Source organism: Pseudarthrobacter sp. R1, from assembly GCF_024494415.1.
Taxonomy (GTDB): domain Bacteria; phylum Actinomycetota; class Actinomycetes; order Actinomycetales; family Micrococcaceae; genus Arthrobacter.
On the sequence record NZ_JAMKFI010000011.1, the window covers coordinates 18603 to 45273 of the forward strand.

Below are 26671 nucleotides of genomic sequence, written 5' to 3' on the forward strand. Positions count from 1 at the left end.
CAGATTTGGCAGTGGTCGGCCCTGATTACGATTTCGACGCAGGCGGCCCGCCGGCGCACCGTCAGCCAGTGGTTAGACGCATCCGAAGCGAGTCGAGGAGGAGCTGAAGGCCGGTCTCGAAAGCCCGGTCGCTGCGTTCCCGCCCGTGGCCGGATGCCTTGAGCAGCCGCGACAAAGTGGCGGCGGACTCTGTCGGTTCCCAGACGTCGTCGGGGGCTGCAAGGTCCAGGCCGGCACCCAGGGAAAAGGAATCGATGACTGCGATGATCGTCAGCACGTCGTCGTCGGGGAACCCGCCGGTGATAAGGGCCGATGCCATCCGCTCGTAGGCGGTGATCACCCCGGGGTCGGTAATGGTCTTACCCACGATGAGCGGCACCACGAACGGATGGGCCGCGTACATCTCCCGCTGGCCGCGGACAATCAGCGAGACCACCTCATGCCAGCCGGCATCCTCCGGAACATCGGGGATGGACTGCGTGGCCAGCCGCGCGCGCATCAGTTCGATAATCTCGTCCCGCCCGGAGATGTGGTTATACAGGGACGACGCCGTGACGCCAAGACGGCGGGCGAGGGCATTGACGCCGAAGCCGGCCCCTTCATCCACCAGTTCGATGGCGGCATCGGCGATCCGGTCCACCGACAGGATCGGGGTTCTGGGCCGTGGCATGGGGCTCCCTTCGTCAAATGCCAGTCTATGGACTCTTCCCTTTGATCCACGTCACATGCATAATAAAACGAACGCCATTCGTTTTAGCGGACGCTGCCGGTGTCGGCAGCAAGCACGGAGGACGCAACGGAGCGCCGCCGGGCCCTGCACCGCGCAAATTCCTGTTCAAAGGACACATCCAATGACCCAGCCAGAACCGCAGCGGCTTCCGCTGACCACACAACGCGCCGTCTCCACGTTCGGAATCGGCGTCGTTGGCTTTATGAGCGCCAACCTCGTCCCGTTTATGATCCTCGCCATCCAGGACTCCCTCGGCGTGGGCGCGACGGAAGCCGGAACACTCATGACCGCCTGCCTCCTGGCCACGGCTATCGCCTGCCTTCTGGTCACCCGCTTCACAGAAGGCCGCGGGCGCTACCTCGTGGCACGGCTGGGGCTGGCCGTGACGGCGGCGGGGTTCGGCCTCGCCGCCCTGGACCTGGCTCCCGCCGCGTCCATCGTCGGCATCATCGCCGGTGGCGTTGGGGCCGGCGGTGCCGTGGCATCCGGCGGGGCAGCACTGGCCGCCCTCCGCAACCCAAACCGGGCGTCCGGTATCAGCGGACTGGCAAACCGTGCCATCGTCACGGTTGTGCTGGCAGTTATCCCTGCGGTGGGCATCGGGATGGGGAGTGCCTTCGGCTTCGTGGCCGGGCTTGCCCTCGTGCTGCTGTTCACCGCCGGGTGGCTGCCGATGGCTGAGGCGCCAGAGGGACACGAGGGCACGCCGGGCGCGTCACCGGCGCCGAGTACGACGGCGGCAGTTGCCACCGGGGGAGCTGTTACCACCGGAACCATCACCACCAGGACCATTACCGTTGCAGGCTTCGCTTTGCTGGCAATTTTCGCGCTTTGGGCAGTGGGCGAAGACTCACTCTGGGCGATGTCCGGAGCCATCGGTGTTGCCCAGGCCGGGATGACGGAGGAACAGTTGGGCCTGGTGCTGAGCGCGTCCACCGCAGGAGGGCTGCTGGCCGCCATCGCGTTGATCTTCCTGGGAACCAGGCTGGGCCGGGCGCTCCCGCTGGGCATCCTGCTGGTTCTCGGCAGCGCCTTGAAACTGACCGCCTGCCTCACCGACGACCCCACCATTTTCCTCGTCACCATGATCGCCTGGAACACGGTGTACGCCGTTGCCTTTATGTTCTTCATCGCCACGGCGGCCGCCCTTGATGCCAGCGGCCGCTGGTCCGGCCCCGTGCTGGGGGTCTACCTGGTGGGATCCAGCTTCGCGCCGATGTTTGGGGCCCGGATCGGAGAGGCGTTCGGCTTTCCCGCCCTCGGCTGGGTGCTCGCCGGCTTCAGCCTGGTGCTCCTGGTTCCCGCCGTGCTCATCGCCAGGCTCTCGTCACGGGTCGAGGCGGAACACGCCGCAACCACTCCAAACTCATCCGACATCGCCACCATCCGAACTGCAGGAGTCTGAAACCCCATGAACGTGCTCTACCGCAACGCCCGCGTGTTCACCGCCGACCAGTCTGCCCCCTGGGCTGAAGCGTACGTTACCGACGCCGGCAAACTCACCCATGTAGGCAGCGATGCCTCCGCCGCTGCGGCTGCCGGTGACGCCGCAGAGGTGGTGGACCTGGGCGGGAAGCTGGTGCTGCCGGGGTTCATCGACGCGCACACGCACGTGATGATGCTCGGCGAGGCACTGGGGAAAGTGGGCCTCACAGATGCCAGAACCCTGCCTGAGATACAGGCACGCCTGCGCACCGCACGGGCCACCGACCCGGGTGCCCCGCGGATCCTGGGCAGGGGCTGGCTGTTCGACTCGCTGCCCGCAGCACCAACCTCGGCCATGATCGACGAAGCAGTATCCGACGTGCCCGTCTATCTTGATGCCAACGACTACCACTCCTGCTGGGTGAACCGGGCCGCGCTGAAGGAACTGGGCATTACCAGGGACACCCCTGATCCACTCGGCGGACGCATCGGACGGGACGGCCAGGGCGAACCGGACGGGATGCTGTACGAGACCGCAGCACAGCAGTTTGTGTGGCCGTTCCTGGGGGAGGTGACCTCGGACGCTGACCGGGATGCCGCCGTCGAACGTTCCCTTGCGGCCTACCTGGCCGCCGGGGTGACCGGAGCAGTGGACATGGCCCTGGGGGAACTCGACCTGGCGGCGTTCCTCCGTGCGGCAGCGCGGCGCGGCGGCCGGCTGCCGATCCGCGTCGTGGCGCACTGGTTCATCCACAACACCGGCGACGAGGCCGATAACCTGGCGCAGGTGGAACGGGCCGTGCTCCTGGCCAGGGACGTCAACACCGAGTGGCTGCGCGTGGCCGGCATCAAGCTGGCACTGGACGGTGTGATCGACGCCTGCACTGCTGCCATGAACCGGCCCTACGCGGACGGTTCGCAGGCCGGTCCCATCTGGTCCCCTGAGCAGTTGGATCCGGTGGTGGCAGCCGCCGATGCGGCCGGGCTGCAGGTTGCCCTGCACGCCATCGGGGACCACGCCAGTGATATTGCCCTCGATGCCCTGGAGCGTGCCGCAGAAATAAATGGCCCACGCCACCGCCGCCACCGCATCGAGCACCTCGAATACGCCTCACCGGAGACACCTGCCCGGATGGCCCGGCTCGGCGTCACTGCGTCCATGCAGCCTGTCCACGCAGACCCTGCCATCTACGGCAATTGGGTGGCGATGCTGGGGGACGACCGGCCGGACCGCAGCTTCGCCTGGCCCGAATACGTGGCGGCCGGCGCCCTCCTGGCCTTTTCCACCGACGCCCCCACCGCGCCGTACGAGGCCCTGCAGAACATGTTCGTCGCCGCAACCAGGCAGTCGGCCCTGGACCCGTCCTTTCCGCCAAACAATCCGCATTTCGCCCGTCCCCTGGCTGAGGCCATCACGCACGCAACCCGCGATGCCGCGGCATCGGTCATGGAAGAGGACCGCCGTGGCCGCCTGGCGGCTGGCCTCGCTGCGGACTTCACCGTGCTCGACGCCGATCCTTTCAAGGACGGCGAGGAATCACTGCTGAATGCCCGCGTACTGCGCACCGTTGTTGGCGGCCGGACGGAGTACGTGGCCTGACTCGGCCAGCTGATATCGACGGGGTGAGGGGCTGTTCCTGCGGCAGCTCCCATCCCGCCACCCGGCGCGCTCCGGTACCCTGTTGAGATGGCGCGAGAACTTGCCGAATTGAACGCGGAGGGCATCCTGCTGGCGGGGGCGGGACGGGCCATCCTGCTTCAGCTTGCCGATCCGGCGGTGGGCCGCGGCGTCGCCGAGAACAGCACCTTCACGGACCGCCCGATCAATCGGCTCAAAGGCACCCTCACATATGTATACGCCGTCACCTACGGGACCGAGGAGCAGGTCAAGGAGGTCCGCCGCCGGGTGAACCGCGCCCACATACCTGTCCGCCGGGATGCCGATGACACATCACCCGGGTACAACGCCTACGACCCGGAGCTGCAGCTGTGGGTGACGGCAACGCTGTACGACACGGCCCTCACCATCATCGAAAAGATCTACGGCCCGCTCGACGACGAATCCGCCGATGCCATGTACCAGGACTACGCCAGGCTCGGGACGGCCCTGCAGCTTCCGCCGGGCAAATGGCCCAAGGACCGTGAAGAGTTCAACCGCTACTACGAAGAACGCATGGCAAACCTTCGGGCCAGCGACGCCGCTGTGCGTGTGGGCCGCGGCCTTCTCTACCCGAAGCGTGCAGCACTGTGGTACCGCGCGATCATGCCATTCGCCAGGTTCCTCACGGCCGGTCTCCTTCCGGACCAGCTGCGCCAGGACTTCGGCCTGCCGTGGAGCGGCCGCCATGAGCGCCGCTTCCACCGCACCATGAAAGTCCTCGCCGTGACCTACCCCAAGCTGCCGCAGGGTATCCGGCACTGGTTCAAGAACTACTGCCTCAACGAACTGGAATCGTCCCCGCGCCGGGCAGTGAATGCGTAGTTCCACCCCGCTGGAGCAGCGCCTCGATGAGCGCGCCCGCCGTTTCCTCGAAAGTGCCCCGGCCAGCCGCATCCGCCCCAAGCTCACCGAGTTCGTTGTCTTCGGCCTCAAGCAGGGCTGGGCCTGCATCTTCGGCGCCGCCCTCCTCGCAGTGCTGATGGCCGCCCGGCTCTGGTACCCGGACCACGCCGGCCTGGCCAGGAACGACTTCCTGACCCTGGCCGCCGTCGCTATCCAGGTCCTCATGGTGGTATTCAAACTGGAGACCCTCAGGGAGTTGCGGGTCATCATCCTGTTCCACCTGGTGGGCACGGTGATGGAGCTGTTCAAGACCGACGTCGGCTCCTGGTCCTACGAAGCCGAGGGTGTACTGCGGCTCGGGGCGGTCCCGCTCTTCAGCGGGTTTATGTACGCCGCCGTGGGCTCGTACATGGTGCGGGTCTACCGGCTCTTCGACCTCAAATTCGCGAGCTATCCGCGGCGCTGGATAACGGCGGTCGTCGCCGCCGCCATCTACCTAAACTTCTTCACCCACCACTACCTCTGGGACGCGCGCTGGGTGCTGCTGGCCGCCGTCGCCGCCGTTTTTGGCCGGTGCGTCATGCACTTCAGGGTGTTCCGGAAGCACCACCGGATGCCGCTGGTGATTGCGTTCCTGCTGGTGGCGCTGTTCATCTGGATCGCCGAGAACATTGCCACCTGGTCCGGTGCCTGGCTCTACCCCAGTCAGCTGGACGGCTGGCAGCCGGTGGGCCTGGAGAAGCTGGTGGCGTGGTTCCTGCTGATGATCATCTCCGTGGTGCTGGTGGCCTGGGTGTACAAGCCCGAACCGCCGAAGGCAGTGGAAGAAACGGAGCCCGCCGCTCAAAGTAAGGTTGCTTACTAATTTCAATAACGCGGCAGGGGGGTCCGGCGGCGCAGCAGCGGATCAGATAGCCGGCGGCGTCGCCATGGTTCAGCCTCGTGCTGGGCGGGACGGTCTCGTCGATCCAGCTGCCTGGCCATCACAACGCCGGTCCGATCGATGCCAGTTCCCCTGCGCCCGCGCCGGCGTAGCGGTTTGCGGGGCGTTCCAGGCCGTAGTGCTCCCGCAGCGTCCTGCCGGTGTATTCCGTGCGGAACAGGCCGCGTTCCTGCAGGATGGGAACCACCTGGTCCACGAACGTCTCGAGCCCCGAGGGCAGCACCGGCGGCATGATGTTGAAGCCGTCCGCCGCGCCGCCGTCGAACCATTCCTGGATGGCGTCCGCCACCTGGACCGGGGTGCCGGTGAAGGTGCGGTGCCCGCGGCCGCCACCCAGCCGGCCGATGAGCTGGCGGACCGTGAGCTTTTCGCGGCGCGCCAACTGGACGATCAGCGTGTAGCGGCTCTTGGCGCCCTCAATCTCGTCCTCGCTGGGCAGGTTGTCCGGCAGCTGGCGGTCCAGGGGCAGGTCCTCCGGGGAGACCCGCAGTGTCTTGGCCAGCTGGATCCGCGCGTACTCCGGCTTAATCAGCCGGTCCAGCTCCCGCTCAAGCTCCAGGGCTTCCGCTTCCGTGGCACCGATGACCGGCACGATGCCCGGCAGGATCTTGATGCTTTCGGGATCGCGGCCGACGGCGGCGGTGCGCTTTTTGAGGTCCCGGTAGAAGGCCTTTGCATCAGCAAGCGTCTGGTGGGCGGTGAAGACCGCGTCCGCGTACCGTGCGGCGAGGTCCTTCCCGTCCTCCGACGAGCCGGCCTGGACGATCAGCGGGTGGCCCTGCGGGGAACGGGGCACATTCAGGGGCCCTCGGACTTTGAAGTGCTTGCCTTCATGATCGACCACGCGGATCTTGCCGGCATCGCCCCACACGCCCTCGGCTTTGTCCGCGAGCACGGCATCGTCCTGCCAGCTGTCCCAGAGCTTCTGGGCCACCTCGAGAAACTCAGCGGCACGTTCGTACCGGACGGCGTGGGCGGGCTGGTCGTCCACGCCAAAGTTGCGTGCTGCGTCCGGACCGGCGGTGGTGACCACGTTCCACCCCGCGCGGCCGCCGCTGACCCAGTCCACCGATGCGAACCGGCGGGCCAGGTTGAAGGGCTCATTGTAGGTGGTGGAGGCGGTGGCGATCAGTCCGATGTGCTCGGTGGCGCCGGCAATTGCGGTGAGGAGCACGGTGGGCTCAAGCTTGCCCGAGGGGCGGCGGCCCACCTCGCCGAACAGCACGGGGGAGTCGGCGAAGAAAATGGAGTCCAGCTTGCCGCGCTCGGCGGTTTGCGCGAGCTGCTTGTAATGCTCGATGTCCGTGCTGGAGTGCGGGTCGCTCTCCGGCAGCCGCCAGGACGCCTCGTGATGTCCGGTGCTCCTCAGGAACGCGTTGAGGTGGAGCGGCCGGTTGCGGGTGGGGTTTTCGGAAGTCATGGGATGGTCCTTTAGCTGAGGGTTAGGTTAGTGGGAGGCGCCGATGACGCCGAGGTCGGCAAGGAGGTCGCGGCGGAGGGCTTCGTGGCCGGCGGCATCCACTGCGGTGCTGATCTCCGGCGTTACGGTGCGGACGGTGGCAACGCGGCCGCGGTCCAGCACCACGATCCGGTCGGCGAGGGCAATGGCTTCGTCGACGTCGTGGGTGACCAGCAGGACGGCCGGGCAGTGTGCGGCCACCAGGTCCTGGAGCAGCCCGTGCATCCTGATCCGGGTGAGGGCGTCGAGCGCTCCGAACGGCTCGTCCGCCAGCAGCAGCTGCGGCTCGCGGACCAGGGACCGGGCCAGCGCCACGCGCTGCTGCTCGCCGCCGGAGAGCTCGTGGGGCCAGGATTTTTCCCTGCCGGCGAGCCCCACTTCGGCGAGGGCCTTGCGTGCCCGGGACCCGGCGTCGTGCTCCCGCAGGCCCAGGGTGACGTTGCCCAGCACGCTGTCCCACGGCAGCAGCCGCGAATCCTGGAACACCACGGACACCCGTTCGGGGACGCTGATCACACCGCTGCCGCGGACGTCGTGGTCCAGCCCGGCGAGGGCCCGGAGCAGGGTGCTTTTGCCGCAGCCGCTGGGGCCGAGGAGGGCCACGAACTCGCCGGGAGCGATGTCCAGGTCCACCCCGTTTAGGACGCCTTTCGGGCCAAAGCTGCGGATCAGATTCCGGACCGAAACTGCGTTGCCGGCACCGGTTGCAGGGGCTGTGCCGGAGGAGGAGCCGACGGCGGACGGTACCGTGCCTGAAGAAGCGACGGCGGTCAGCCCGCCAGGGTGCGCTGCCATGAGAGGGCCTTTCGTTCGATGAAGCGGACGGCGGCGTCGGACAGGAGGCCGAGGATGCCATAGACAGCCAGTCCGAGGACGATGATGTTGGTTTGGCCATACGTGCGGGCGAGCTCCATCATGTAGCCGATGCCGCTGGTGGCGTTGATCTGTTCAACCACCACCAGGGACACCCAGGCTCCGGTGACGGCGAAGCGCAGGCCCAGGAAGAACCCGGGCAACGCGCCGGGGAGGACCACCTTGCGGATGAAGGCGGCGCGGCCGAGCCCCACCGTCTGGGCGAGTTCGACGTAGCGCAGGTCGATCCCGCGCAGGCCGGCGTGGGTCTGCAGGTAGATGGGGACGAAGACGCCCAGGGTGATGGTGAGGACCTTCATGGTTTCGTCGATGCCGAACCACAGGATGAGGAGCGGAATCAGGGCCAGGCCGGGGATGGCGCGCTTGATCTGCACGGGCCCGTCGATCAGCGCCTCACCCACGCGGCTCAACCCGGCGAGGAGGGCCAGCACCGCACCCACCACGATGCCGAACAACAGCCCGAGGCCGGCGCGCTGGGCGGAGATGGCGAGGTTTTCCTGCAGCCTGCCGTCGGCGATCAGTTCGCCGGCGGTGGCCACCACGGTCCAGGGCTCGGACAGGATCCGCGGGTCCAGCAGCCCTGTTGCGGAAGAAACTGTCCAGAGCCCCAGCAGGGCGGAGGGTCCCAGCAGCCAGGCCAGGCGCCGCCGTCGTCCGGGGCCCAGCCTCCTGCCGGTGGGCCGGACGTCCTCGCGTGCTGCGAGGGCCGGGTCCAGGTGGGGCTCGACGGCTGGACGTTCCAGGACCGGGGCCGCGCTCATGCTGCACCGCCCTTTCCGGCCGCGGCGAAGGCGGTGCCGGCGATGGCCTCGAAGCGGGCGTCGTAGAGGTCCGCCGCCTTCAGTTGCGGTTTCTTCTGTTCCCTGGCCAGCAGGTCGATGGTCTGCTGGTGCCGCTCGATGGCCTCGGTCCAGGAGGTGGGAACGTCCCGTTTGCCTGCGGCGTCGATCAGGTACTGCCCGTCCTCGGCGGAGAGTCCCTGGTCCTTGATGTAGTAGCCTTCGAGCCATTCCTTGGGGTGGTCCTCGATCCAGCGCTGGGCTTTGCCCCACGCTTCCACGTATTTGGCCAGGGCGGCGGCCTTGGCGGGATCGGCCAGGACCTTGGCGGGGGAGTACAGGTGCCCCGGGTCGTCACGGAGGCCGTGGCGGAGGGTGGTGGCGCCGTCGGCCTTGTACTTGGCGAGGTACCGCTTGATCTGGACGCCGCCCAACGGTGCCGCGTCAACCTGCTTGCTGGAGAGCGCGGAGGAGTAGGCGTCTCCCGTACTGGGCAGCTCAATGAGCTTGACGTCATCCTGGGCGAGCCCGGCCTTTTCCAGGATGCGCAGGACCAGCGCGCCCTGGGCCTGGCCCGGGCTGTACGCCACCTTCTTGCCGCGCAGGTCCTCCAGCTTTGCGATGCCGGAGCCGGGGGCGATGCCGAGTTCGTACAGCGGGTGGTTGACGGCGTCCTGCCGGTAGGCGCTGGCGATAATCCGGACGTCCAGGCCGGTCCATGTTGCGTGGATCGGCGGGATATCCGCCACCGAGCCAACGTCCAGGGCGTTGGCCCGGAACGCTTCGGTGGTCTGGGGTCCGCCGGAGATGTTGGCGAACTCCACGTTGATTCCGTCCAGGTCCTTGATCAGCCCGGACAGTTCCAAGGCAACCCGGATGCTGGGATCACCGACTTTGATGGTGGTGCCGGCGGGAACGGAGGTGGCAAGCGGTGTGAAGGACGCCTGGCTGGATGGGTTGCCGGCCGTGGCGGTTCCGCCGCAGGCCGTGAGGAGGCCGACAGCGGGTATCACCAGGAGTGCGCCCAGGGCGCGCCGCCGGGTGAAGGCACCACTGGAGGATTGTTGGGGCGGGGAGGATGCTGCGGGGGACATGCTGTGCCTTTCGAAGGGACGGTATGTGGGCATCAGGGCGCGACGAAGCGCCGGAGGACCCAGATAGCCGGGGAAAGGGAAGGAGGTGCGTGCCGCCGTCGGAGGCTGTGGCGGTGGTGCGGTGATGCTGCGGTGCTACGTCAGCGGCTGGTGGTTGAGCGTGTCGAAACCAGGGAATAGGTGCACATTCGGCGGAGGCAACATGGACCGAAAGTGCGGGTGCCTTGCGGACGGCTGGATGGATGCATCGGTCCTCCTGTTCACTGTCAGTGTGTGTGTTGCGCTCGGCCTGGCGTGTGCCGTGGAAACACCTAAGCACGGTCTTCAATGCCTTCGCCAGCACCGCGCAACGGAAGCGAAACGGGAGGAAACGGCGCTACTTACGGCGCCATCAGGAGGACAAACCGGGAAACCGGGCGCCATGATCCGCAACGGGGGTTAATGTGACTGGAACGACTCGTTAGGAGAAGCGCATGCGCCACCGGACCCTTACCGCGGCTGCCATTGGGACGGGTATCCTCCTGGCTGGCTGCACAGCAACCCCGCCGCAGTCGCCCACAGCTACGTTCCCTGCCCCGTCGTCCTCGGCTCCGGTTACGTCCGCCCCGGCCGCTGCCACAGCCAGTCCAGCCCGGACGGCCCCAGCCATGATCGCCGGGACGCCGCAGCCTGTCGCAACTGGCCTTGCCGCGCCGTGGTCCGTCGTGTTCCGCGACGGAACGCCGTTGGTCAGTGAGCGGAACAGTGCGCGCATTCTCGAACTCGCGCCGGACGGGTCTGCGCGGCCCATCGGGACCGTTGAGGGCGTGGTTGGCCGGGGAGAATCAGGACTGCTGGGCCTCGCGGTAGGTGGCGGCGGTGACCTCTACGTCTACTCGACGGCGTCGGACGGCAACCGGGTCCAGCGTTATGCCGTGACCGGCACACCAGGATCTCTCTCGCTTGGGCAGCCGGACACACTGCTGGCAGGGATTCCGGCCGCGAGTACTCACGACGGCGGCCGGATCGCCTTTGGTCCCGACGGCATGCTGTACGTGACGGCCGGGGACGCACAGCAACGCACCAGCGCCCAGGAGAGGGATTCCCTTGCCGGAAAAATCCTGCGTATGACTCCCGACGGTGAGGTTCCGGCCGACAACCCCTTCCCGGGCTCCCTGACGTACAGCTACGGGCACCGGAACCCGCAGGGCCTGGCGTGGGCGGACGACGGTACCCTGTTCGCCACCGAATTCGGGCAGAACACGTGGGACGAGCTGAACGTCATCAGGCCTGGCGCCAACTACGGCTGGCCCACCGTGGAAGGGATTGCGGGCCGGGAAGGTTTTGTGGATCCCGTGCAGCAGTGGCAGCCCGGCACGGCGAGTCCCAGCGGCATGGCCCACGCCGGCGGCACCCTGTTCATCGCCAATCTCCGGGGACAGGTTTTGCGGTCGATTCCCGTCTCGGATCCCACCACGTTCACCGACCACTACAGCCGGGAGTACGGCCGCATCCGCGACGTGGCACTGTCACCGGACGGGCAGCTGTGGTTCATGACCAACAACACCGACGGCCGCGGTGACCCACGGCCCGGGGATGACCGGATCCTCGCCGTTCCCCTGGCATAGCGCTGGGCAAGGGCAGCTTGGGGCTTTAGCGCCTGGTGTTTAGCTCCGGGCGTGGGCTTGGGCTGTCTCGACGATGTTCTCGGTCGCAGCCCACGAGGCGAGGAGCTTGAGGGCTTCCTCGGAGGGGCTGCCCGGCGTGGCGGGGTAGACCGTCAGGGTATGGCCGGGATCCTCTTCCAGCCCCAGGACCTGATAGTTCAGCTCGAGGAGTCCCACCACAGGATGCTTGAAAAACTTTGTGCCGGCGTAGTGGCGGCGAACATTGTGTGCCGCCCAGCGCGTACGGAATTCGTCACTGCGCATGGACAGCTCGCCGATCAGCTCGGCAATGCCCTTGTCGTGCGGGCTGCGGCCCGCTTCGCGGCGCAGGATGGCGACATTGACATTGGCTGCCCGGTCCCAGTCCGTGTAGAAATCGTGCGCGCGGGGGTCCAGGAAGATGAACCGGGAATGGTTCGCCGGCCGTGCCGTGCCGCGGTACATGTCGGAGTACAACGCGTAGCCCAGGGCGTTGGCGGCCACGATATCCATCCGGTTGTTGCCAATGAAGGCCGGCGCGGCGGTGATGGTGTCCAGGAGGTACTGCAGTTCGGGCCGCACCCCGGACGGGACGGAACCCGCTGCGCTCGCAGCACGCTTGCGTCCTGACGTGTTGGCCGCCCGGGCCAAGTCGTAGAGGTGGTCATGTTCAGCGCGGTCCAGCTCCAGCGCCTGTGCAATGGCGTCCAGCACACTGTCGGAAACCCCGGTGAGATTCCCGCGTTCCAGCCGGGTGTAGTAGTCAACACTGACCCCGGCCAGCCTGGCCACTTCTTCGCGCCTCAGTCCCGGCACGCGCCGCCGGCCGCCGTACGGTTCGATACCCGCCTGTTCCGGTGTGATGCGCCCCCGGCGGGTAGAAAGAAACTGCCGGACCTCGGCTCGGTTATCCATACGGACACGTTACGACGAAACCGCAAACCCTAAGGAGGGTCTGCCAGAACCCGTTACGTCAGGGCCCTCGCTACCCGCGCCCGTTGCCGGTTTGATGGAGATACCCCCCTTTTTAGCCATCAACGAGCTGGAGCACCAACCCATGCTGCCCACTGCAACCACCCGCGGGCCATCGGCCGGCACCGTCCCGGCCACGCTGGTTGCCACGGTCATCTTCCTGACGGCCGTGGCGCCGCTCGCTACCGATATGTACGTTCCGGCCTTCCCGCGTGTATCCGAAGAGTTTGGCACCACCGCGTCCGCCGTGCAGTTGACGTTGACCACGTTCTTTGCCGGGATGGGGCTCGGACAGCTGGTGGGCGGGCCCTTTAGCGACCAGCGCGGCCGGCGGATGCCGCTGGTCGCGGGAACAGTGCTCATGACGGTCGCATCGGTCGCGTGCGCCGTGGCACCGGATGTTTGGATCCTGATGCTGGCCCGGTTCCTGCAGGGGTTCGGCGGTGGCTGGGCGATGGTCATCGGGCGCGCCGTCATTGTTGACCTGGCCCACGGGCCGCAGCTGGTCCGGGTACTGAACCTTGTCATGGGGATCGGCGGCGTGGCCCCGATCATCAGCCCACTGCTCGGAGCCGTCATCCTCCAGCTGACCGGGTGGCGGATGACCTTCTGGTCGCTGGCCGCCCTCGGCATCCTGATGACTTTCTGTGCGCTGTTCATCGTTCCGGAGTCGATGCCGCCGGAAAAGCGGCACGCAGGCGGGCTGGGGGAATTCGGCCGCGCGGCGAAGGCCGTGCTCTCAAACCGCCGGTTCGTTGGCTACGTGGTGGTGGCGTCGTCGGCCTTCATCGCCCTATTCGCTTACGTGGCAACGTCCGCGTTCATCCTGCAGAACATGAACGGCCTGTCGCCCGTGGCCTACTCAATCGTGTTCGCGGCGAACGCGGGCGGCATGACCCTCGCAGCGTTGGTCTCGGCACGGCTCGCCGGCCGTGTCTCTACCCGGAAGGTCATCTTCGTGGGGCAAATCATCGCCCTGGCTGCCGGAGCCGCCATGCTGGCCGGGGCTTTGTGGTGGGCCACCCCGCTGCTGGTGGCGATGGGCAGCTTTTTCGCTCTTATGGTGGCCCAAGGCCTGATTAATACCAACGGCGGCGCCCTGGCCTCGGCCGAAGTACCCGAACACCCGGGCACCAGCTCAGCCGTGCTGGGACTCGTCCAGTGGACCACAGCCGGCGTCGTCGCTCCGATAGCGGGACTGGGCGGCTCGGACACAGCCGTGCCCATGGCGTTGCTCATGATCGGCGGAGCGCTGCTTTCCCTGTTCGGACTCCTTGTCCTGGCCCGCCCGCAACCCGCAGGTGCCCCAGCGGGCATCAGAGATGACGAGTAGGAGGGCGGTTGAAGGGGGTTCTGCCATAACCCGTTTCAGCAGGGCCCTCGCTACGCCTCCCCAGCACGGGGTTTGATGTTAATCGACCCTGTAGCATTCAGTAATCCCCCCAAAAACCACAGGAGAACCATGACCACCGTCAAGGCCTATGCATCCCCGTCCGCCACAGAGGACCTTTTTGCGACCACCATTGAACGCCGCGAAGTGGGCCCCCACGACGTCCTGATCGAGATCAAGTTCGCCGGCATCTGCCACTCGGACATCCATACCGTCCGAGGCGACTGGGGCCCGCAGCAGTACCCGCTGGTTCCCGGCCACGAAATCGCCGGTGTTGTCACCGAAGTTGGCTCCGCTGTCACCAGGCACGCTGTGGGTGACCGCGTCGGCGTCGGCTGCATGGTCAACTCCTGCCGCGAATGCGCCAACTGCCTGAAGGGCGAAGAGCAGTACTGCCTCAAGGGAATGGTGGGTACCTACGGCGCAGTGGATCGCGACGGAACCATCACCCAGGGCGGCTACTCAAGCCACGTCGTCGTGACCGAAGATTTTGTGGTCCGGATCCCCGAAGGCATCGAGCTCGACGCCGCGGCCCCGCTGCTGTGCGCCGGTATCACCACGTTCTCCCCGCTGCGCCGCTGGGGCGCCGGCCCGGGCAAGAAGGTTGCCGTCGTCGGCCTCGGCGGCCTCGGCCACATGGCCGTCAAGCTCGCCGCCGCCATGGGTGCGGAGGTAACCGTCCTGTCCCAGTCGCTGAAGAAGCAGGAAGACGGGCTGCGCCTGGGGGCGGCCAGCTACTACGCCACCAGCGATCCGGGCACGTTCGAACAGCTCGCCGGCACCTTCGACCTGATCATCAACACCGTCAGCGCTTCGATTGACATCAGCTCCTACCTGCAGCTGCTCACCCTCGACGGCGCACTGGTCAACGTCGGCGCCCCCGCCGAACCACTCCCGGTCAACGCTTTCGCCCTCATCACGGGCCGCCGATCCTTCGCCGGTTCCATGATCGGCGGGATCCGCGAAACCCAGGAGATGCTCGACTTCTGCGCCGAGCACGGCATTGGGGCGGAGATCGAGGTCATCCCCGCTGAGAAGATCAACGACGCCTACGAGCGCGTCCTGGCCTCGGACGTCCGCTACCGCTTCGTGATCGACACCGCCACGCTCTCATAACAAAACGCGTTCGACGGCGGCCGGCTCCCCAGGGGGCGGGCCGCCGTCGTGCGTTAAAGCTCCAAAACTCTTCTGTTATTCGGCGCAACGGTTCGGCGCCAATAGCTCAGCGCCCGGCCCGAAACCTGTACCTGGTTCCACAATTGGAGGAAAGGTTTTCCTAGCCCCGGGAGGGTGCCATGCGTAGGTCCGGCGGACTGTTTCCCGCGATGATTCTGGTTTCTGTGGTGCTGGCCGGTTGCGGCCCGCAGGCAGGGCCGCCGACGGCAACAACCCCGGGGGCGACGGACACCGCCCCCGCCACGTCCGCTGCCCCCAGCCCTTCCGTCACCTCGACCCCGCCGGCCGGCCAGGCCACCACGACGGCCACCGCGACCGCGAAGCCGCCCGCCGAGGGGACGGTATGGATGACCTTTACGACGGCGGACGGGCAGCTCGCGTTTGACCTGCCGGCGGAGTGGAGCGTACGGGACCCGGCAGGGGAGCTTCCGGAAGGCGGGGGTGCCTTCGCGGAGGTCACCAATGAAGCAGGAAAGCCGCTGGCCACCCTCCGGACCAACATGGCCACCGGTTCCACCTGCACTGAGAAGTATCCCTTCTCGGAGTTTGAGACGCAGGAACTCCCGGCGCTGGCCCAGAACGGCGACGTGCCCCGGTACGTGTTTGAAACCCGCGGCGATGCCACAGCCCCCGGCCCCGCCGATACCCCTGCTGCCGCCTACGGCATCACCACCGTTGAAGCTCCCACCGGCGGCTCGGCATGTCCGATTTTCCACTTCTTCACGTGGCCGCCCACCGCGGCGATGTTCGGTGCCTTCTTCAACCCGGAGAACAACGTGACGCCCGGTGCCGAGTCGCTGCCGTACCTGGAGCAGGCCCGCAAATACATGGACACCCCGGAGTACCAGGACATCAGGCGGATGATCACGTCGCTGCGGCCGGCCGGTTAAACACATCCGGTTTCCGCCATCCGAGCCCACCCTGACAACGAATTACCGGCATGAACTATTACAGCCCGGCGGCGCAGGAACGGGCCCGGGACGCCGCCTACGACGCAATGGAAAAAGTCCTCGACGGCATGTTCTCGCCGCTGAACCGGCACGCCCTGAACGCGCGCTGGAATCAGGCCTGCGAAGCCATGGCGAGATACCTGGAAGCCGAAGACAACGGCGAGGAATAGGTGCCGCAACCGGGCCTTATCCGGCCGGGCGTGACTCGAACTTCTCCCGCGTAAGGAACACCAGCTGGGCTTCCTTTTCTGCCAGCTGCACCCTGGGGCCTGGCTCGAAGCCGTAGCCCACAAGCCGCCCTATCGCTTTTCTGTTCCGCGCATCCGGTTCCGCCACGACGCGGTCCTTCGACGGGTCCGTCAGGAGGAACCGGATCAGCCCCGACAGCAAGGTGGCCGTGAAGTGGGGGACCGGTTGTGCCGCGGGGGCCAGAAGAAGATGCATGCCCGTATCCTCCGGCCGGGCCGGATACGCTTCGCCCACGGGATCGTGCAGTGGCTCGTACGTCTGGAAAATCCCCACAGGCTGGTCCTCCACCACCATCACGAACCCGTGGTGCGTATCCAGGCTGTCGAGGAAAAGGTAAATGTCCCGCACTTCGTCCCGGGTCATGGCGCCCATGCCCCAGAACTGCGCGCGTTCCTCCCGCACCCAGCTGTATATCAGGTCTGCGTCCGCCTCGGGTGCGATCACGACGAGCCGCAGGCGGCCCAGGCCCGCGAGCTGCTCCTCGAACACCGCGCTTCTTGCTGCGAGGGGGAGAGCTGTATCAGCGCCGGTCATGATTTCTCCTTGGTGAGCTGGTCCCAGTCAGTGACAACGGGAATGAGTTCGCCGGCTGCCCAGTGCGGCAGCTGGCTAGCGAAATGGTGGTTGTCCGGGTCTCCGGAGGCGCCGAACGGGACGATCCAGCGGCTCTTCGTCCTGTCCGAGAGATCCCAGACGTAGCGTGCCACGGGCCCACGGAAGGACCCGTCCGTGACACCTGGCAGGCTTTCCGTGGAGAGGACGCAGTTGGTGTCGCCGGACAACGAAGTCAGCGGCACCGTGGGCGCCACGGCCCCCAACGACGGGTAGTCCGACACCGCGTGCAGCGGCAGCAGGATGTGGCTAGCTCCCCAGGTTCCCGCCGGCGGTGCTGCAGCCACTTCCTCCAGCGCCTGCCGGGCCGCTGCGCCGACGACGACGCCGTGTTGGTCACCTTGCGCGAGGATGGTTTCGACGGCAAAACCCACCCTTGCCGCCGGGTGCAGCCACGGCGCGAACAGGGGCGAGCGGCCGTGCGGCGCGGTCAAGGGTTCCAGGGCGGGGCTTTGTGCCAGCGCGAGGACCAGCGCGGAACGCCAGGCAGAGAACGTTGCTGCCGTGTTGCTGTCGGCGTCCATCTGGCCGTCCCAGCCCAGGAGCCGCAGACGCAGCCCGTCGGCAGGGCCACTCAGCAGATCCAGCCCATCCAGCAGCGTCCGGAAGGTAGGCCACGAGCCGAGCAGGGTGTCCATCTGGATGCGTTGCATCGCGTCCGCGTCGAGCGCTGGCCCGGCCTCCTCGAGCAATTGCCGGATGCGCCGTGCCCGGTGGACGGGGGCAAATTCCAGTCCGGTCCTGTCTCCGCCGCCGGAATCGCGGTCGTTGGCGTTGACGGCAAGCGCATCCACGGCTGACCGGGGCAGGTCCACCCACCCGCCGGTCCACTGGTGGTCTGCGGACCAGGCAGGAACAGGGCGGACACGGTTCTCGCTGTTCCGTACAGGCACCTTGCCGGCAACAATGTGGCGTACGTCCCTGCTGGAATCCGCGGCCAGCACGCAGTTGACGGGCTCCACCCAGGATCCCAGCGCCGCTTCCACCCCGGCCGCCGAACGGCTCCGAAGGAGCGGAAGGAGGCACTCGAACCCCAGCACCCCGGCGGAGCGCGACGGCGTCCGCAGGCTTAGCGCCCCGCCGTCGGGCCCGCCGGAAATCACCGGGCCCCGCGCGGTTTCGATCACGTCCACAGTTTCTGCGGCGCCGCCGCGCACCAGGATCTCCTCCTGGTGGTTCACCGGCACGGGCTCCCAGCCGTCCGGCCCCAGCGCCTGCAGGGTGTCGCCGGTGTGCCGAAGCTGTTCGGTGTAGAGGTCCTGGTAGTCCGCCATCGCGTTGGTGACCGCCCAGGCTGCAGTTCCGGTATGGCCGAAGTGCGGCAGCCCGGGGACGCCCGGAAAGGCCAGCCCGACGACGTCGAACTCCGGGCAGGCGAGTCGCACCTGCTGGTACACCCCGGGCAGCTCCATGAGCCGGTGCGGGTCCCCGGCGATCACTGGAAAGCCGGAAGCTGTGAGGCTGCCGGCTGCGGCCCAGGCGTTGCTGCCGGCCCAGACCGGAGCCTCGATGCTGAAAAGTCCCATAGCGTCCGTGCCGAGGGTAGCGGCGACGTGGTCCCGCCAGAGCTTATTGGGGAAGGTGCTGAAGAGGATGTGCTGGACCAGGAAGACGCCCAGCGGAGTCCATGGTTCCCAGCGCGCCGGAGCGGTCCCGGTGTCCTGGAACTCCTGCGCGTCCCGGCGGCCGTCCGTCAGTGCCTGGTTGACGCCGTCCACATACGCCGTGCACCAGCGCTGGGTCTCCGCGTCCAGGGTGGCGAAGCTGCGGCGGGCGGTGTCGTCGATCCTTGATTGGCGGGCAAACCGGTCCCACAGCAGGCCCTCGGCGCCCAGCTGCTCGGCGGTCCTGCCCTCGGAACGCCAGCGTTCCACTTCGATCTGCCAGGAACGGTCAGTTGCGGCGTTGCTTCCCTGCAGGAAGGCCAGTTCCTCCGCGGAGTCCGCCCGGAAATGGGGAATTCCCCAGGCGTCCCGGAACGTCTCAGCCGGCATGGGCGGGGTCCGGCAGGGGAGTGGGGCGCACAGTCAGTCCTTCTTCTTAGGTGAACCTAAGTAAGAGTAGGGTGCTGGTGCTTGTTCCCAAAAACGGGCCCTGACATAAACAACTGCCGCGCGCCGCCGTCCCTAGCCCGCGGCGCTCTCCGCTTCATCCGCAAAGAGCTGGTCAACAGCATCAGGGGCGAAGATCTTGCGCATAACGAGGGTAGTGAGCCCGTGGCAGGCGGCAAGGTCTTCCGGATGGCCTGCCTCCACCACCATGCCTTCGGCGATCCGCTCCACCACGTCGGTGAGGACCCGGGAGGACACCTTTTCCACAAACTCGGGCAGTCCACCGATCTGTCCACCCAGCACCAGGCGGTCAGGATTCAGCGTGGTGACGGTGGCTGCAAGCGCCCGGCCAAGCACGTCCGCAGCATCGCTAAGGGCTTGCAGGACCTCGGGATCTCCCGTCCCTGCTGCGGCGCTGATGTCATCAATTTTCGCCAGCCCCAGATGGTCCCTGAGGGCACGCCCCGAGCTGTAGGCAGCCAGGCACCCGTGCCGGCCGCAGCGGCAAAGGGGACCGTCGGAGGACATGCGGATATGGCCGATGTCCCCGGCAGACCCATGGGCACCCCGCAGGATTGAACCTTCCACCACGATGCCGCAGCCAATGCCCGTTCCGACCTTGACGTAGACAACGGTCTCAGCGTCACTGGCCCTTTCGCCCAGGGCTGCGGCCCGCGCGTCGTTCTCAATAACCAGGGGCAGGTCCCAGGTCGCCTTGACAGCCCGCACCACTGAGTCGGGTGACCATCCGGGGATGGTGGTCTGGTGCTTCACGTGCCCGGTCCCGGCTTCCACCGGTGCTGGAAGGCTGACGCCGATACCCAGCAGGGTCTCGTCGGAACCCTGTTCCAGGAGTTTTCGTCCGGCTTCGACCAGTGGCAGGAGGACCGAGTCAGCCGGCGCGCTGATTTCCAGTGCGAAGGTCTCAGAGCGCAGTTGGCGCCCGGTGGTGTCCGTGATGCTCACGGTGCCGTGTGTCTGGCCGAGTGTCAGCGCCAGGACAACGCGCCCGCGGTCCTCGAAGCGGATCTTCCGGGAGGGGCGGCCACCGGTGGAATTGAGGGGTTCGGCCTCGTAGATGTAGCCGCGGCGGGTGAGCGTGTCCAGCCGCTCATACAGGGTGGCACGGGACATCCCGGTGGTTGAGAGCAGTTGCTGGCGTGACAGGCCGTCCGCCGAACGGATCAGCTCCAGCAGATGCCCGTGCGAGGTTGCCCCGCCCAGGCTTGCAGGCATTCTTTCAACCGTCACACCGGCCCCCTTTCTCCGGTCTACAAGCCTACTTCCTTACCGGCCCGGGCCCTCCAGGGGCTGGCCGGTTCCGGCTGGAAGGTGAGCGCCGGCAAGGTGGACGGCACCGAAGACCGGCTCGACGGCGAGGGGCTTGGCGGCAGCCAGCCCTTCCCCGGCCAGATGGGCGTTCAGTGCTTCCACAAGCGCAGGCTGGTGGACGCCGAGGCCGCCGCCAAGAACCACCGGGCCAACCAGGGCGAGGCGCCGGGCAACCTGCAGGACCTGGTCCGCCAAATGCCAGCCGCCTTCCCGGATAATGGCCTGGCTGAGCACATGGCCGTGGGCTGCCGCCTCGAAAACCACGCCGGACCGCTGTGCCCAGTAACGCCGGTCGTGGTTGGTGTGGAAGTGGCTGATCAGCTGTTCGGGCCGGTCCAGCCCGCAGTCGGACAGCAGCAACCGTGTGAGCTCGTCCGGCGCAAGTCCCAGGTTGAACTGCCGTAGGCTGTGGCGGACAGCCTCCCGCCCGAACCAGTATCCGCTGCCTTCGTCGCCAAGCAGGTAACCCCAGCCGCCGCTCCTGGCCTCGTCGCCGGCCTCATTGGTTCCCCAGACAGCAGAGCCCGTGCCGGCGATCACTGCTATCCCTGCGTCCTGGCCTGCTGCTGCCAGGACAAGCCTGGTGTCATGAACAATTTCCACATCGGCTCGGGGAGCATGCGGGGAAATCAGCTTGCGGAGGTTGGCCGCGTCCTCCCTGGTGTCGATCCCACCGGCCCCGACATAGACTGCATCAGCATCAAGGCCGCAAAGGGCAGCCATGAGGTCCCCGATATTCGCAGCCGCCGTGGCCTGGTCAACGTTTTGCACGTTTGCACTGCCGGCCACCTCATTCCGGGTGACCCTGCCGCCGTCGATCCTGACACCATGGGTTTTCGAACCCCCGATATCCAGCCCAACGATCACCTTCTCTTGGAGTGCCGGTGCGGGCTGGCGACCGGATTCCGCAGGTGCCGTTGGAACTGTGGTCACTGGGGGTTCTCTTCGATGTCGGCGTGTTCCGGGGCTGGCCCGGCTCCCATCCATTCCAGGGCAGCAGCCGCGGTCCAGGCCTGGGCCAGGCTGCCCAAGGGTTCCCCGGTGAAGGGTTCGTAGTACTCGCCGAACTGCAGATCGGCCAACTGTTGAAGGGAAGCCGATCGAAGCTGGCCGTACAGCCCGGCTTCGCCGTCCCTGGCGGAGGCCCAGCCAAGCAGGAGGTTGAGGAACGGCCAAACCGGCCCCCTCCAGTACGTCCGGGGTTTGAAGGCGCCGCTCGCAGGAGAAGTGGATGGCGGCAGCGGGAACCGGAGGTCCGGGAAGCCCATCCACCGCGGCCCCTGCAGCAGCTCGCGCTGGGCGGCCAAGAGGGCAGGGTCTCCGCCGGACACCAACGGTGCGAAACCGGAGACGGTCTCGGTGCCGATCCACTGTCCGGCCAGTACGTCGTAGTCCCTCGCCAGGCCCGTCGAGGGATCCACGGTGGACGCCACTCCCGCCTGGAACCGTGTCGCCATCAGCCGCAGTTCCTCGGCTTCGGTGCCCCTTCCGATCTCCTCGGCAAGGTCTGCCAGTACTGCGCTGGAAGCGGCCATGATGGCGGAGAAGAACACGTCCCGCACCCGGAAGTGGACCACTTGCTGGACAGCGGCGTCGTCGAAGTCCACATCCGCCATCTGCTGGACCAGCCACAGGTACTTTGTGTACTCGGCATCGTCCGGCCGTTCGCTGGCGTCCGCCACGTGGAGGGTGTCCCGGCGGGTGAAGGGAGCGACGTCGCCGGGCACCACCCGCGCATACGGGCCGTCCCAGCGGGGGGAATTGTCGAAGCCGGATTCCCAGCCGTGGTGGATTTCAATGAGGCCCACACCGTCCGGGTCCCGGACCGTGGCGAGCCACCGGTGCCACGCGAGCCAGCCGTCAAAGGATTCGGCAAGAAACGCTTCCGCCGCTGCCTGGTCTGCACCGCCATTTTCGCGGCCGCGGTCAACGATGTGGCGAAGGGCGATGGCGTGCACCGGGGGCTGGCAGATTCCGCTGCTCTTAACCCCTGGTGGCAGGGCCGCCGCGCCCGCCGTTCCCCACCGGTCGAAGCCGGGAAAGTAGCCCGTGTCGTTGTCGCTGAACACGATGTGGGGGATCATCCCCGTGGACCACTGGGCATTGAGCAAGGTCCGGAGTTCGGTGACGGCGCGCGGGACGCTGGTGCGGGCCAGGCCGATGGCCACGAACGCGGCATCCCAGCTCCACATGTGCGGGTAGAGGTTTGGTGCCGCGCTGGTCATGGTACCGAGGTCATTGAGGCGCAGGACCTCAATGGCGGCGCTGCGAAGCTCTTCCATGGAAACGGACGTGACGGGGTTCATTTGGCCTCCAGTGCCATCGAGGTTTCGCGGTCGTAAACGCGCATGGTGTTCGGGGCGAAGCCCAGCCAGATCGTTTTGTGGGGTGCCGTCCGGAAAGTGGGCGGCGCCTGGACCTTCAGGGTGTGGCCATCCACTTCCACCGTGAGGAGGATGGTTGAACCCATGGGTTCAACCACCAGAACCGTGGCCGCGACGTCGCCCGAGGACCGCTCGTTTCTGACCGTCACGTTTTCGGCCCGGACGCCCAACAGCACGTCCCTGCCGGCGAAGGACCTCAGGATGGACGGGGCCATCAGCTGCTGTTCGCCCAGGACCAGGGTGCCGCCGTCGTGGCTGACTGCGGCGTCCATGAAGTTCATGGGCGGAGATCCGATGAAGCCGCCCACGAAGCGGTCCGCCGGGGCGTCGTAGACGTCCAGCGGGTCACCGAGCTGGGCGATGCGGCCCTTGCGCATCACGGCCACCTGGTCGCCGAGGGACAGGGCCTCGCTCTGGTCGTGCGTGACGTAGACGGTGGTGGTGCCCAGGTCCTGGACGATCTTTTTCAGTTCCGAGCGGAAGGTCAGACGCAGCAGGGCGTCCAAATTGGAGAGCGGCTCATCCATAAGCAGGACGTCGGCATCCATGACAATGGCCCGGGCCACCGCGACGCGCTGGCGCTGGCCGCCGGACAGGTTGGCGGGAAGCCGGTCCAGGTACGGGCCAAGCTGCAGCAGGTCCGCCGCCCACTGGACCTTGCGTTCAATTTCTTCGGCCGGGACCTTGGCCATGCGCAGCCCGAAACCGATGTTGTAGCGGACCTTGCGGTGGGGGAATACGGCGTAGGACTGGAACACCATGGACAGGTTGCGCTTGTTGGGCGGCAGGTAGGTCACGTCACGGCCGCCGATGGCAATTGAACCCGAATCGGGCAGCTCGAGTCCGGCGATCATGCGCAGCAGGGTGGTCTTGCCGCAACCGGAGGGTCCCAGCAGGACGGTGAACTCACCGTCCTGGATCTGCAGGGACACGTCGTCGGTGGCCCGTTCGGATCCGCCCGGATAGGTCTTTACGAGGTTGGAGATCTGGATATCAGCCACGATCGGCTCCTTCTGAAGTGCGGTGATAGGTCGGGCGGACCTAGCGGATGGTTGAGCCCCACATGTTGGTGAGGTAGCGGCGCATCAGCGCAATGAAGATGATGGACGGGATGACCAGCGCAAAGCCGCCGGCGAACCGGTAGGCGAGCGGTGAGTCGGACAGCGAGCTCAGCACCTGGGCCGGCAGCGTGCGGTGGTCCAGGGTCAGGATGGAGGCGCCCAGGACTTCGTTCCAGGACATAACGAAGGTGAAGATCGACGCCGCCGCCAGGCCCGGCAGTGCCATGGGCAGGACCACACGGCCGAAGGCCCCGAGCGGTGTGCAGCCGAAGAGCCTGGCTGCCTCCTCCACGTCAATGGGAACGCTGAGGAAAACGCTGGCTGAGATGAGGATGGTGGTGGGCAGGGCAAGCGCGGTATGCAGCAGGATCACGGCATACGTCGTGTCGTAGATGTCCACCGTCAGGAAGAGCCTGGCCAGCGGAACGGACAGGACCACGATGGGAAGGGCGCGTGTGAAGAGCAGGAACAGCTGATAAGGGTCTTTGCCCTTGAAGCTGTAGCGCGCGAGTGCATAGCCGGCGGGAACCCCGATAATTGCGGCGAAGAGCAGTGTTCCCAGCCCAACGATCAGCGAGTTGCCCAGGGCCCCGAAGATTCCGGTGGAACCGAGGAACGCGTTGAGCGTCTCCACCGAAAGGTTGGTGGGCAGCAGCGAGAGCGGAAACTGGTTGAGGGAGTCCCTCGTGGACAGCGCCGCCAGCGAGATCAGATAGATGGGGATCAGCATAAAAAGTGAGACGGCGATGCAGGCGGCCTGCAGCAGGAAGCGGTTGCGCTTCTGCCGGGCGATGGGTGTTGTGTCCACTGGTGTGCTCATCGGAGCCCTCCCTGGTTTTTGTCGCGGAGTGCCCGCAGGTAGAAGATCGACGTCAGCATCGAGACGACGAGGATGACCAGTGCCAGTGCAGCGGCGACGTTGGGGTTCTGCAGGCCGGTGTACCAGCGGTAGGTCTCGCCCACCACAAGGGGGAAGTTTTGGCCGGTGAGGGCTTGTGCCACGGCGAAGGTTTGGAAGGCCAGGATTGTCCGGAGGATGAGGGCAACCTGGAGGCTGGGCTTCAGCAGCGGCAGGGTCACGTGCCGCAGCCGCTGCCAGAACGTGGCGCCGAAGACCTGGGCGGCTTCGTCGTAGTCCTTGGGAATGCCCTGAAGCCCGGCGACCACAATGATCAGCACCAGCGAGGTTGCCCGCCAGAGCTCAGCGATCAGGACGCACATAAACATGCTCGCCTGGTTGTCGTAGGCCAGCCAGGAGCCACCTTCGATGCCGAACAATGACAGGGCCGAGTTCAAATAGCCGCGGTCGTTGAAGATCGCCAGCCAGACGAGTCCGGCTGCCAGGTCGCTTAGTGCCAGGGGGATGGCCCAGACGAAGAAGTGGACTTTGTGCAACCGGGGATTGGTCCGCAGCATCAGGGCCATGCCGATCGCGAAAGCGAACTGCAGCGGAATCATCACCACGATGAGCAGCAGGGTATTGCGCACGGCGGGCCAGAAGTAGGGGTCCTGGACCATCCGCGTGACGAAATCCAGGGTGAAGCCGTTCTCATCGCGGAAAGCCTGGAGGATTCCCTGGATGACAGGCCAGCCCAGAAGAAGCGCCATAAAGACCACCGAAGGGGCGATCAGCAGGACGGCGGGAGGTATTTTGCGCCGGCGGGGCGGGGCCAGCGTTCCGGCGGGAGTGGGTGGTGCCTCTACAGCCATTACGCTACCTCGCACTTCGTTGAGATCGGATCGGGTGCCCAGCATGGAACGTTAAGGCCCTGCAGAATGGTATTGAGCTGTGTTGCCTGGGTATCGAGGACCTGCTGGATAGGGCGGTTTTCCAGGCAGATTTGCTGGAAGCAGTTCTTGAAGACTTGGGATACTTCGCCTTCCTTCGCGCCCAGCCCCACGGGGGGAAGGGCAAGAAGGGCGCCTTCTGATCGTTGCTGCCGCCGGACTGCCGCGGCTTCCAGGGCAATGGCGCCGGTCAGGTCTGACGGGAGTTCCGTCTGGACAACCGGGAAGAAGGCGTTGCTGCGCAGCGTCTCAATCTGGGACAGCGGTTCGGACAAGGCGCGGATGGCCTTCTCTGCCAGGTCCCTTTCCTGGCCATTCTTCGGCAATGCGAGGCCGGCGATGATGAGCATGTAACCGCGGCCCTTGGGGCCTCGTGGTGCAGGGACCATCAACCACTCGTCCGGGTTGTTGGCCGGTGCACCGACCAGCCGCGCAACGTGGTCCCACCCCACCAGTACTTCGCCACGTGCCAGGGGTTCCTGCATGTTGTCGAAGTTGGTGGAGGCCGGTGTCAGGGCCGACCACAGTTCCTGCATGTAGGTCCAGGCCGTGGCGGCGTCCCCGTTCCGGAAGGTGGTGATCTGGCCGCCGGTGAAGCTGGGCAACAGAAAGCCCTGGTAGAAGCGGTGGTGCAGGCCTTTGGGGCCTGCGGGCATGCCAAACACCGGACGTCCGGCTCCCTGTTTTGCCGCCTTCGCCCAGGCAAGGAAACCCTCGTAGGTCAAATCGTTGACGTCCACTCCCGGGGGCAGCCATTCAAGGGCCTTCTTGTTCACGGCAACCACATACGTGGCCTGCATCCAGGGGACGTAACGGGATGTGGAACCGCCCACTTTCGTCAGCTCGAGCATCTCCTTGGTGAAGCCACGGCCTGACAGATCGCGGAGGAGGTTGTCCACGTCCTCCAGGGACTCCGCGAGCGGGGCAAGTTCGCCGTGAAGCCCGCCAAGCAGGGAGGTCTTGACGTTACCGGCAGAAGCCTGGGTGCTGACGGTGGAAGAGAAAACGCCCGGATCCACAGAGTTGTAGGCGACTGGTGCCTTCGCGAACTTCTTCAGCACTGCCTCGTATCGCTGCTTTTCCTCCACGGGCGTGAACTGGGTGGACAGGAAACCGACAGTCCCTTCCCCGGCGGCCGCGCCGCTCGTGTCGAAACCTGCGCATGAAGCCAGGAAGGGGGCCGACATAGCCGTTCCCAGTCCGGCCAAAAGGAGGCTCCTGCGGGACATCGCGGCGTGCTTGGGCTGGAAATACATGTCTTTCATTGACTGCTCC

24 protein-coding genes are annotated in these 26671 nt (G+C 66.5%); 9 read left to right on the top strand and 15 right to left on the bottom strand.

Features of this window, described 5'->3' with window-relative positions:
* Positions 1 to 61: 61 nt before the first annotated feature.
* Positions 62 to 670 (bottom strand): TetR/AcrR family transcriptional regulator, encoded by a 609-nt coding sequence (locus tag M8J71_RS21010; RefSeq protein WP_256249772.1) that lies wholly within the window; start codon positions 668 to 670, stop codon positions 62 to 64.
* A 181-nt stretch (positions 671 to 851) separates the two neighbouring features.
* Between M8J71_RS21010 and M8J71_RS21015 the strand changes: the two genes are divergently transcribed.
* From M8J71_RS21015 to M8J71_RS21030, 4 genes are all read left to right on the top strand, one after another.
* Positions 852 to 2135, top strand: a complete 1284-nt coding sequence (locus M8J71_RS21015) for an MFS transporter (RefSeq protein ID WP_256249775.1) — start codon at positions 852 to 854, stop codon at positions 2133 to 2135.
* A 6-nt stretch (positions 2136 to 2141) separates the two neighbouring features.
* On the top strand, positions 2142 to 3755 hold the full coding sequence (locus M8J71_RS21020; protein WP_256249777.1) for an amidohydrolase: 1614 nt from the start codon (positions 2142 to 2144) through the stop codon (positions 3753 to 3755).
* Between the two features lie 87 nt (positions 3756 to 3842).
* Positions 3843 to 4637, top strand: a complete 795-nt coding sequence (locus M8J71_RS21025) for an oxygenase MpaB family protein (protein ID WP_256249778.1) — start codon at positions 3843 to 3845, stop codon at positions 4635 to 4637.
* Positions 4630 to 5523, top strand: a complete 894-nt coding sequence (locus M8J71_RS21030; RefSeq protein WP_256249779.1) for a DUF817 domain-containing protein — start codon at positions 4630 to 4632, stop codon at positions 5521 to 5523. Before M8J71_RS21025 ends, M8J71_RS21030 begins: the two co-directional genes overlap by 8 nt.
* A 118-nt stretch (positions 5524 to 5641) precedes the next feature.
* Here the strand turns inward: M8J71_RS21030 and M8J71_RS21035 are convergent, their stop codons facing one another.
* The 4 genes from M8J71_RS21035 to M8J71_RS21050 are packed head-to-tail and all read right to left on the bottom strand — an operon-like array spanning position 5642 to position 9806.
* The gene (locus tag M8J71_RS21035; protein ID WP_256249781.1) at positions 5642 to 7021 is read right to left on the bottom strand and encodes an LLM class flavin-dependent oxidoreductase; all 1380 of its coding nucleotides are present in this window, start codon (positions 7019 to 7021) and stop codon (positions 5642 to 5644) included.
* 27 nt (positions 7022 to 7048) lie between these two features.
* Complete coding sequence (locus M8J71_RS21040) at positions 7049 to 7855, bottom strand: ABC transporter ATP-binding protein (protein WP_256249782.1); 807 nt, start codon at positions 7853 to 7855, stop codon at positions 7049 to 7051.
* Positions 7831 to 8694, bottom strand: a complete 864-nt coding sequence (locus tag M8J71_RS21045) for an ABC transporter permease (protein WP_256249783.1) — start codon at positions 8692 to 8694, stop codon at positions 7831 to 7833. Before M8J71_RS21045 ends, M8J71_RS21040 begins: the two co-directional genes overlap by 25 nt.
* Entirely contained in the window at positions 8691 to 9806 is a 1116-nt protein-coding gene (locus tag M8J71_RS21050) for an ABC transporter substrate-binding protein (protein WP_256249784.1), read from the bottom strand. The genes M8J71_RS21045 and M8J71_RS21050 overlap by 4 nt, the downstream gene beginning before the upstream one ends.
* A gap of 473 nt (positions 9807 to 10279) precedes the next feature.
* On the opposite strand from M8J71_RS21050, the gene M8J71_RS21055 reads away from it, so the two are divergent.
* Entirely contained in the window at positions 10280 to 11413 is a 1134-nt protein-coding gene (locus M8J71_RS21055) for a PQQ-dependent sugar dehydrogenase (protein ID WP_256249785.1), read from the top strand.
* A gap of 39 nt (positions 11414 to 11452) precedes the next feature.
* On the opposite strand, the gene M8J71_RS21060 is transcribed toward M8J71_RS21055, so the two are convergent.
* Positions 11453 to 12346 carry a helix-turn-helix transcriptional regulator gene (locus tag M8J71_RS21060; RefSeq protein WP_256249786.1) on the bottom strand — a complete coding sequence of 298 codons (894 nt, stop codon included), beginning with the start codon at positions 12344 to 12346 and terminating at the stop codon, positions 11453 to 11455.
* Positions 12347 to 12488: 142 nt separating this feature from the next.
* Between M8J71_RS21060 and M8J71_RS21065 the strand changes: the two genes are divergently transcribed.
* The 4 genes from M8J71_RS21065 to M8J71_RS21080 all read left to right on the top strand — a co-directional run bounded on the left by M8J71_RS21065 (position 12489) and on the right by M8J71_RS21080 (position 16089).
* Positions 12489 to 13736 (top strand): multidrug effflux MFS transporter, encoded by a 1248-nt coding sequence (locus tag M8J71_RS21065; RefSeq protein WP_256249787.1) that lies wholly within the window; start codon positions 12489 to 12491, stop codon positions 13734 to 13736.
* Between the two features lie 129 nt (positions 13737 to 13865).
* Positions 13866 to 14909, top strand: coding sequence for an NAD(P)-dependent alcohol dehydrogenase (locus M8J71_RS21070; RefSeq protein WP_256249788.1), 1044 nt, complete (start codon positions 13866 to 13868; stop codon positions 14907 to 14909).
* Between the two features lie 179 nt (positions 14910 to 15088).
* Positions 15089 to 15859 (top strand): hypothetical protein, encoded by a 771-nt coding sequence (locus M8J71_RS21075; protein WP_256249790.1) that lies wholly within the window; start codon positions 15089 to 15091, stop codon positions 15857 to 15859.
* A gap of 50 nt (positions 15860 to 15909) precedes the next feature.
* Positions 15910 to 16089, top strand: a complete 180-nt coding sequence (locus tag M8J71_RS21080; protein WP_163166144.1) for a hypothetical protein — start codon at positions 15910 to 15912, stop codon at positions 16087 to 16089.
* 16 nt (positions 16090 to 16105) lie between these two features.
* Here M8J71_RS21080 and M8J71_RS21085 read toward each other — a convergent pair whose 3' ends face one another.
* The 9 genes from M8J71_RS21085 to M8J71_RS21125 all read right to left on the bottom strand — a co-directional run bounded on the left by M8J71_RS21085 (position 16106) and on the right by M8J71_RS21125 (position 26661).
* Entirely contained in the window at positions 16106 to 16702 is a 597-nt protein-coding gene (locus tag M8J71_RS21085) for a GNAT family N-acetyltransferase (protein ID WP_256249793.1), read from the bottom strand.
* A complete protein-coding gene (locus M8J71_RS21090) occupies positions 16699 to 18774 on the bottom strand; it encodes a penicillin acylase family protein (protein WP_256249794.1) in 2076 nt (691 codons plus the stop codon). The genes M8J71_RS21085 and M8J71_RS21090 overlap by 4 nt, the downstream gene beginning before the upstream one ends.
* 132 nt (positions 18775 to 18906) lie before the next feature.
* A complete protein-coding gene (locus tag M8J71_RS21095) occupies positions 18907 to 20082 on the bottom strand; it encodes an ROK family transcriptional regulator (protein ID WP_256249795.1) in 1176 nt (391 codons plus the stop codon).
* 36 nt (positions 20083 to 20118) lie between these two features.
* Complete coding sequence (locus M8J71_RS21100; protein WP_256249796.1) at positions 20119 to 21096, bottom strand: N-acetylglucosamine kinase; 978 nt, start codon at positions 21094 to 21096, stop codon at positions 20119 to 20121.
* Positions 21093 to 22469 carry a glucosylglycerate hydrolase gene (ggh, locus tag M8J71_RS21105; protein ID WP_256249797.1) on the bottom strand — a complete coding sequence of 459 codons (1377 nt, stop codon included), beginning with the start codon at positions 22467 to 22469 and terminating at the stop codon, positions 21093 to 21095. The genes M8J71_RS21100 and ggh overlap by 4 nt, the downstream gene beginning before the upstream one ends.
* Positions 22466 to 23548, bottom strand: a complete 1083-nt coding sequence (locus M8J71_RS21110) for an ABC transporter ATP-binding protein (protein ID WP_163166151.1) — start codon at positions 23546 to 23548, stop codon at positions 22466 to 22468. The genes ggh and M8J71_RS21110 overlap by 4 nt, the downstream gene beginning before the upstream one ends.
* 40 nt (positions 23549 to 23588) lie before the next feature.
* Positions 23589 to 24428, bottom strand: a complete 840-nt coding sequence (locus tag M8J71_RS21115) for a carbohydrate ABC transporter permease (RefSeq protein WP_256249799.1) — start codon at positions 24426 to 24428, stop codon at positions 23589 to 23591.
* On the bottom strand, positions 24425 to 25318 hold the full coding sequence (locus M8J71_RS21120) for a carbohydrate ABC transporter permease (RefSeq protein ID WP_163166155.1): 894 nt from the start codon (positions 25316 to 25318) through the stop codon (positions 24425 to 24427). The genes M8J71_RS21115 and M8J71_RS21120 overlap by 4 nt, the downstream gene beginning before the upstream one ends.
* Positions 25318 to 26661 carry an ABC transporter substrate-binding protein gene (locus M8J71_RS21125; RefSeq protein ID WP_256249801.1) on the bottom strand — a complete coding sequence of 448 codons (1344 nt, stop codon included), beginning with the start codon at positions 26659 to 26661 and terminating at the stop codon, positions 25318 to 25320. Before M8J71_RS21125 ends, M8J71_RS21120 begins: the two co-directional genes overlap by 1 nt.
* Between the last annotated feature and the right edge of the window lie 10 nt (positions 26662 to 26671).

Coding starts and splice junctions, on each gene's coding strand:
- M8J71_RS21050 (WP_256249784.1), bottom strand. CDS start 9,806: ATGTCCCCCGCAGCATCCTCCCCGCCCCAACAATCCTCCAGTGGTGCC.
- ggh (WP_256249797.1), bottom strand. CDS start 22,469: ATGAACCCCGTCACGTCCGTTTCCATGGAAGAGCTTCGCAGCGCCGCC.
- M8J71_RS21075 (WP_256249790.1), top strand. CDS start 15,089: ATGCGTAGGTCCGGCGGACTGTTTCCCGCGATGATTCTGGTTTCTGTG.
- M8J71_RS21065 (WP_256249787.1), top strand. CDS start 12,489: ATGCTGCCCACTGCAACCACCCGCGGGCCATCGGCCGGCACCGTCCCG.
- M8J71_RS21015 (WP_256249775.1), top strand. CDS start 852: ATGACCCAGCCAGAACCGCAGCGGCTTCCGCTGACCACACAACGCGCC.
- M8J71_RS21085 (WP_256249793.1), bottom strand. CDS start 16,702: ATGACCGGCGCTGATACAGCTCTCCCCCTCGCAGCAAGAAGCGCGGTG.
- M8J71_RS21035 (WP_256249781.1), bottom strand. CDS start 7,021: ATGACTTCCGAAAACCCCACCCGCAACCGGCCGCTCCACCTCAACGCG.
- M8J71_RS21020 (WP_256249777.1), top strand. CDS start 2,142: ATGAACGTGCTCTACCGCAACGCCCGCGTGTTCACCGCCGACCAGTCT.
- M8J71_RS21030 (WP_256249779.1), top strand. CDS start 4,630: ATGCGTAGTTCCACCCCGCTGGAGCAGCGCCTCGATGAGCGCGCCCGC.
- M8J71_RS21070 (WP_256249788.1), top strand. CDS start 13,866: ATGACCACCGTCAAGGCCTATGCATCCCCGTCCGCCACAGAGGACCTT.
- M8J71_RS21025 (WP_256249778.1), top strand. CDS start 3,843: ATGGCGCGAGAACTTGCCGAATTGAACGCGGAGGGCATCCTGCTGGCG.
- M8J71_RS21090 (WP_256249794.1), bottom strand. CDS start 18,774: ATGCCGGCTGAGACGTTCCGGGACGCCTGGGGAATTCCCCATTTCCGG.
- M8J71_RS21010 (WP_256249772.1), bottom strand. CDS start 670: ATGCCACGGCCCAGAACCCCGATCCTGTCGGTGGACCGGATCGCCGAT.
- M8J71_RS21040 (WP_256249782.1), bottom strand. CDS start 7,855: ATGGCAGCGCACCCTGGCGGGCTGACCGCCGTCGCTTCTTCAGGCACG.
- M8J71_RS21060 (WP_256249786.1), bottom strand. CDS start 12,346: ATGGATAACCGAGCCGAGGTCCGGCAGTTTCTTTCTACCCGCCGGGGG.
- M8J71_RS21045 (WP_256249783.1), bottom strand. CDS start 8,694: ATGAGCGCGGCCCCGGTCCTGGAACGTCCAGCCGTCGAGCCCCACCTG.
- M8J71_RS21125 (WP_256249801.1), bottom strand. CDS start 26,661: ATGAAAGACATGTATTTCCAGCCCAAGCACGCCGCGATGTCCCGCAGG.
- M8J71_RS21080 (WP_163166144.1), top strand. CDS start 15,910: ATGAACTATTACAGCCCGGCGGCGCAGGAACGGGCCCGGGACGCCGCC.
- M8J71_RS21115 (WP_256249799.1), bottom strand. CDS start 24,428: ATGAGCACACCAGTGGACACAACACCCATCGCCCGGCAGAAGCGCAAC.
- M8J71_RS21055 (WP_256249785.1), top strand. CDS start 10,280: ATGCGCCACCGGACCCTTACCGCGGCTGCCATTGGGACGGGTATCCTC.
- M8J71_RS21120 (WP_163166155.1), bottom strand. CDS start 25,318: ATGGCTGTAGAGGCACCACCCACTCCCGCCGGAACGCTGGCCCCGCCC.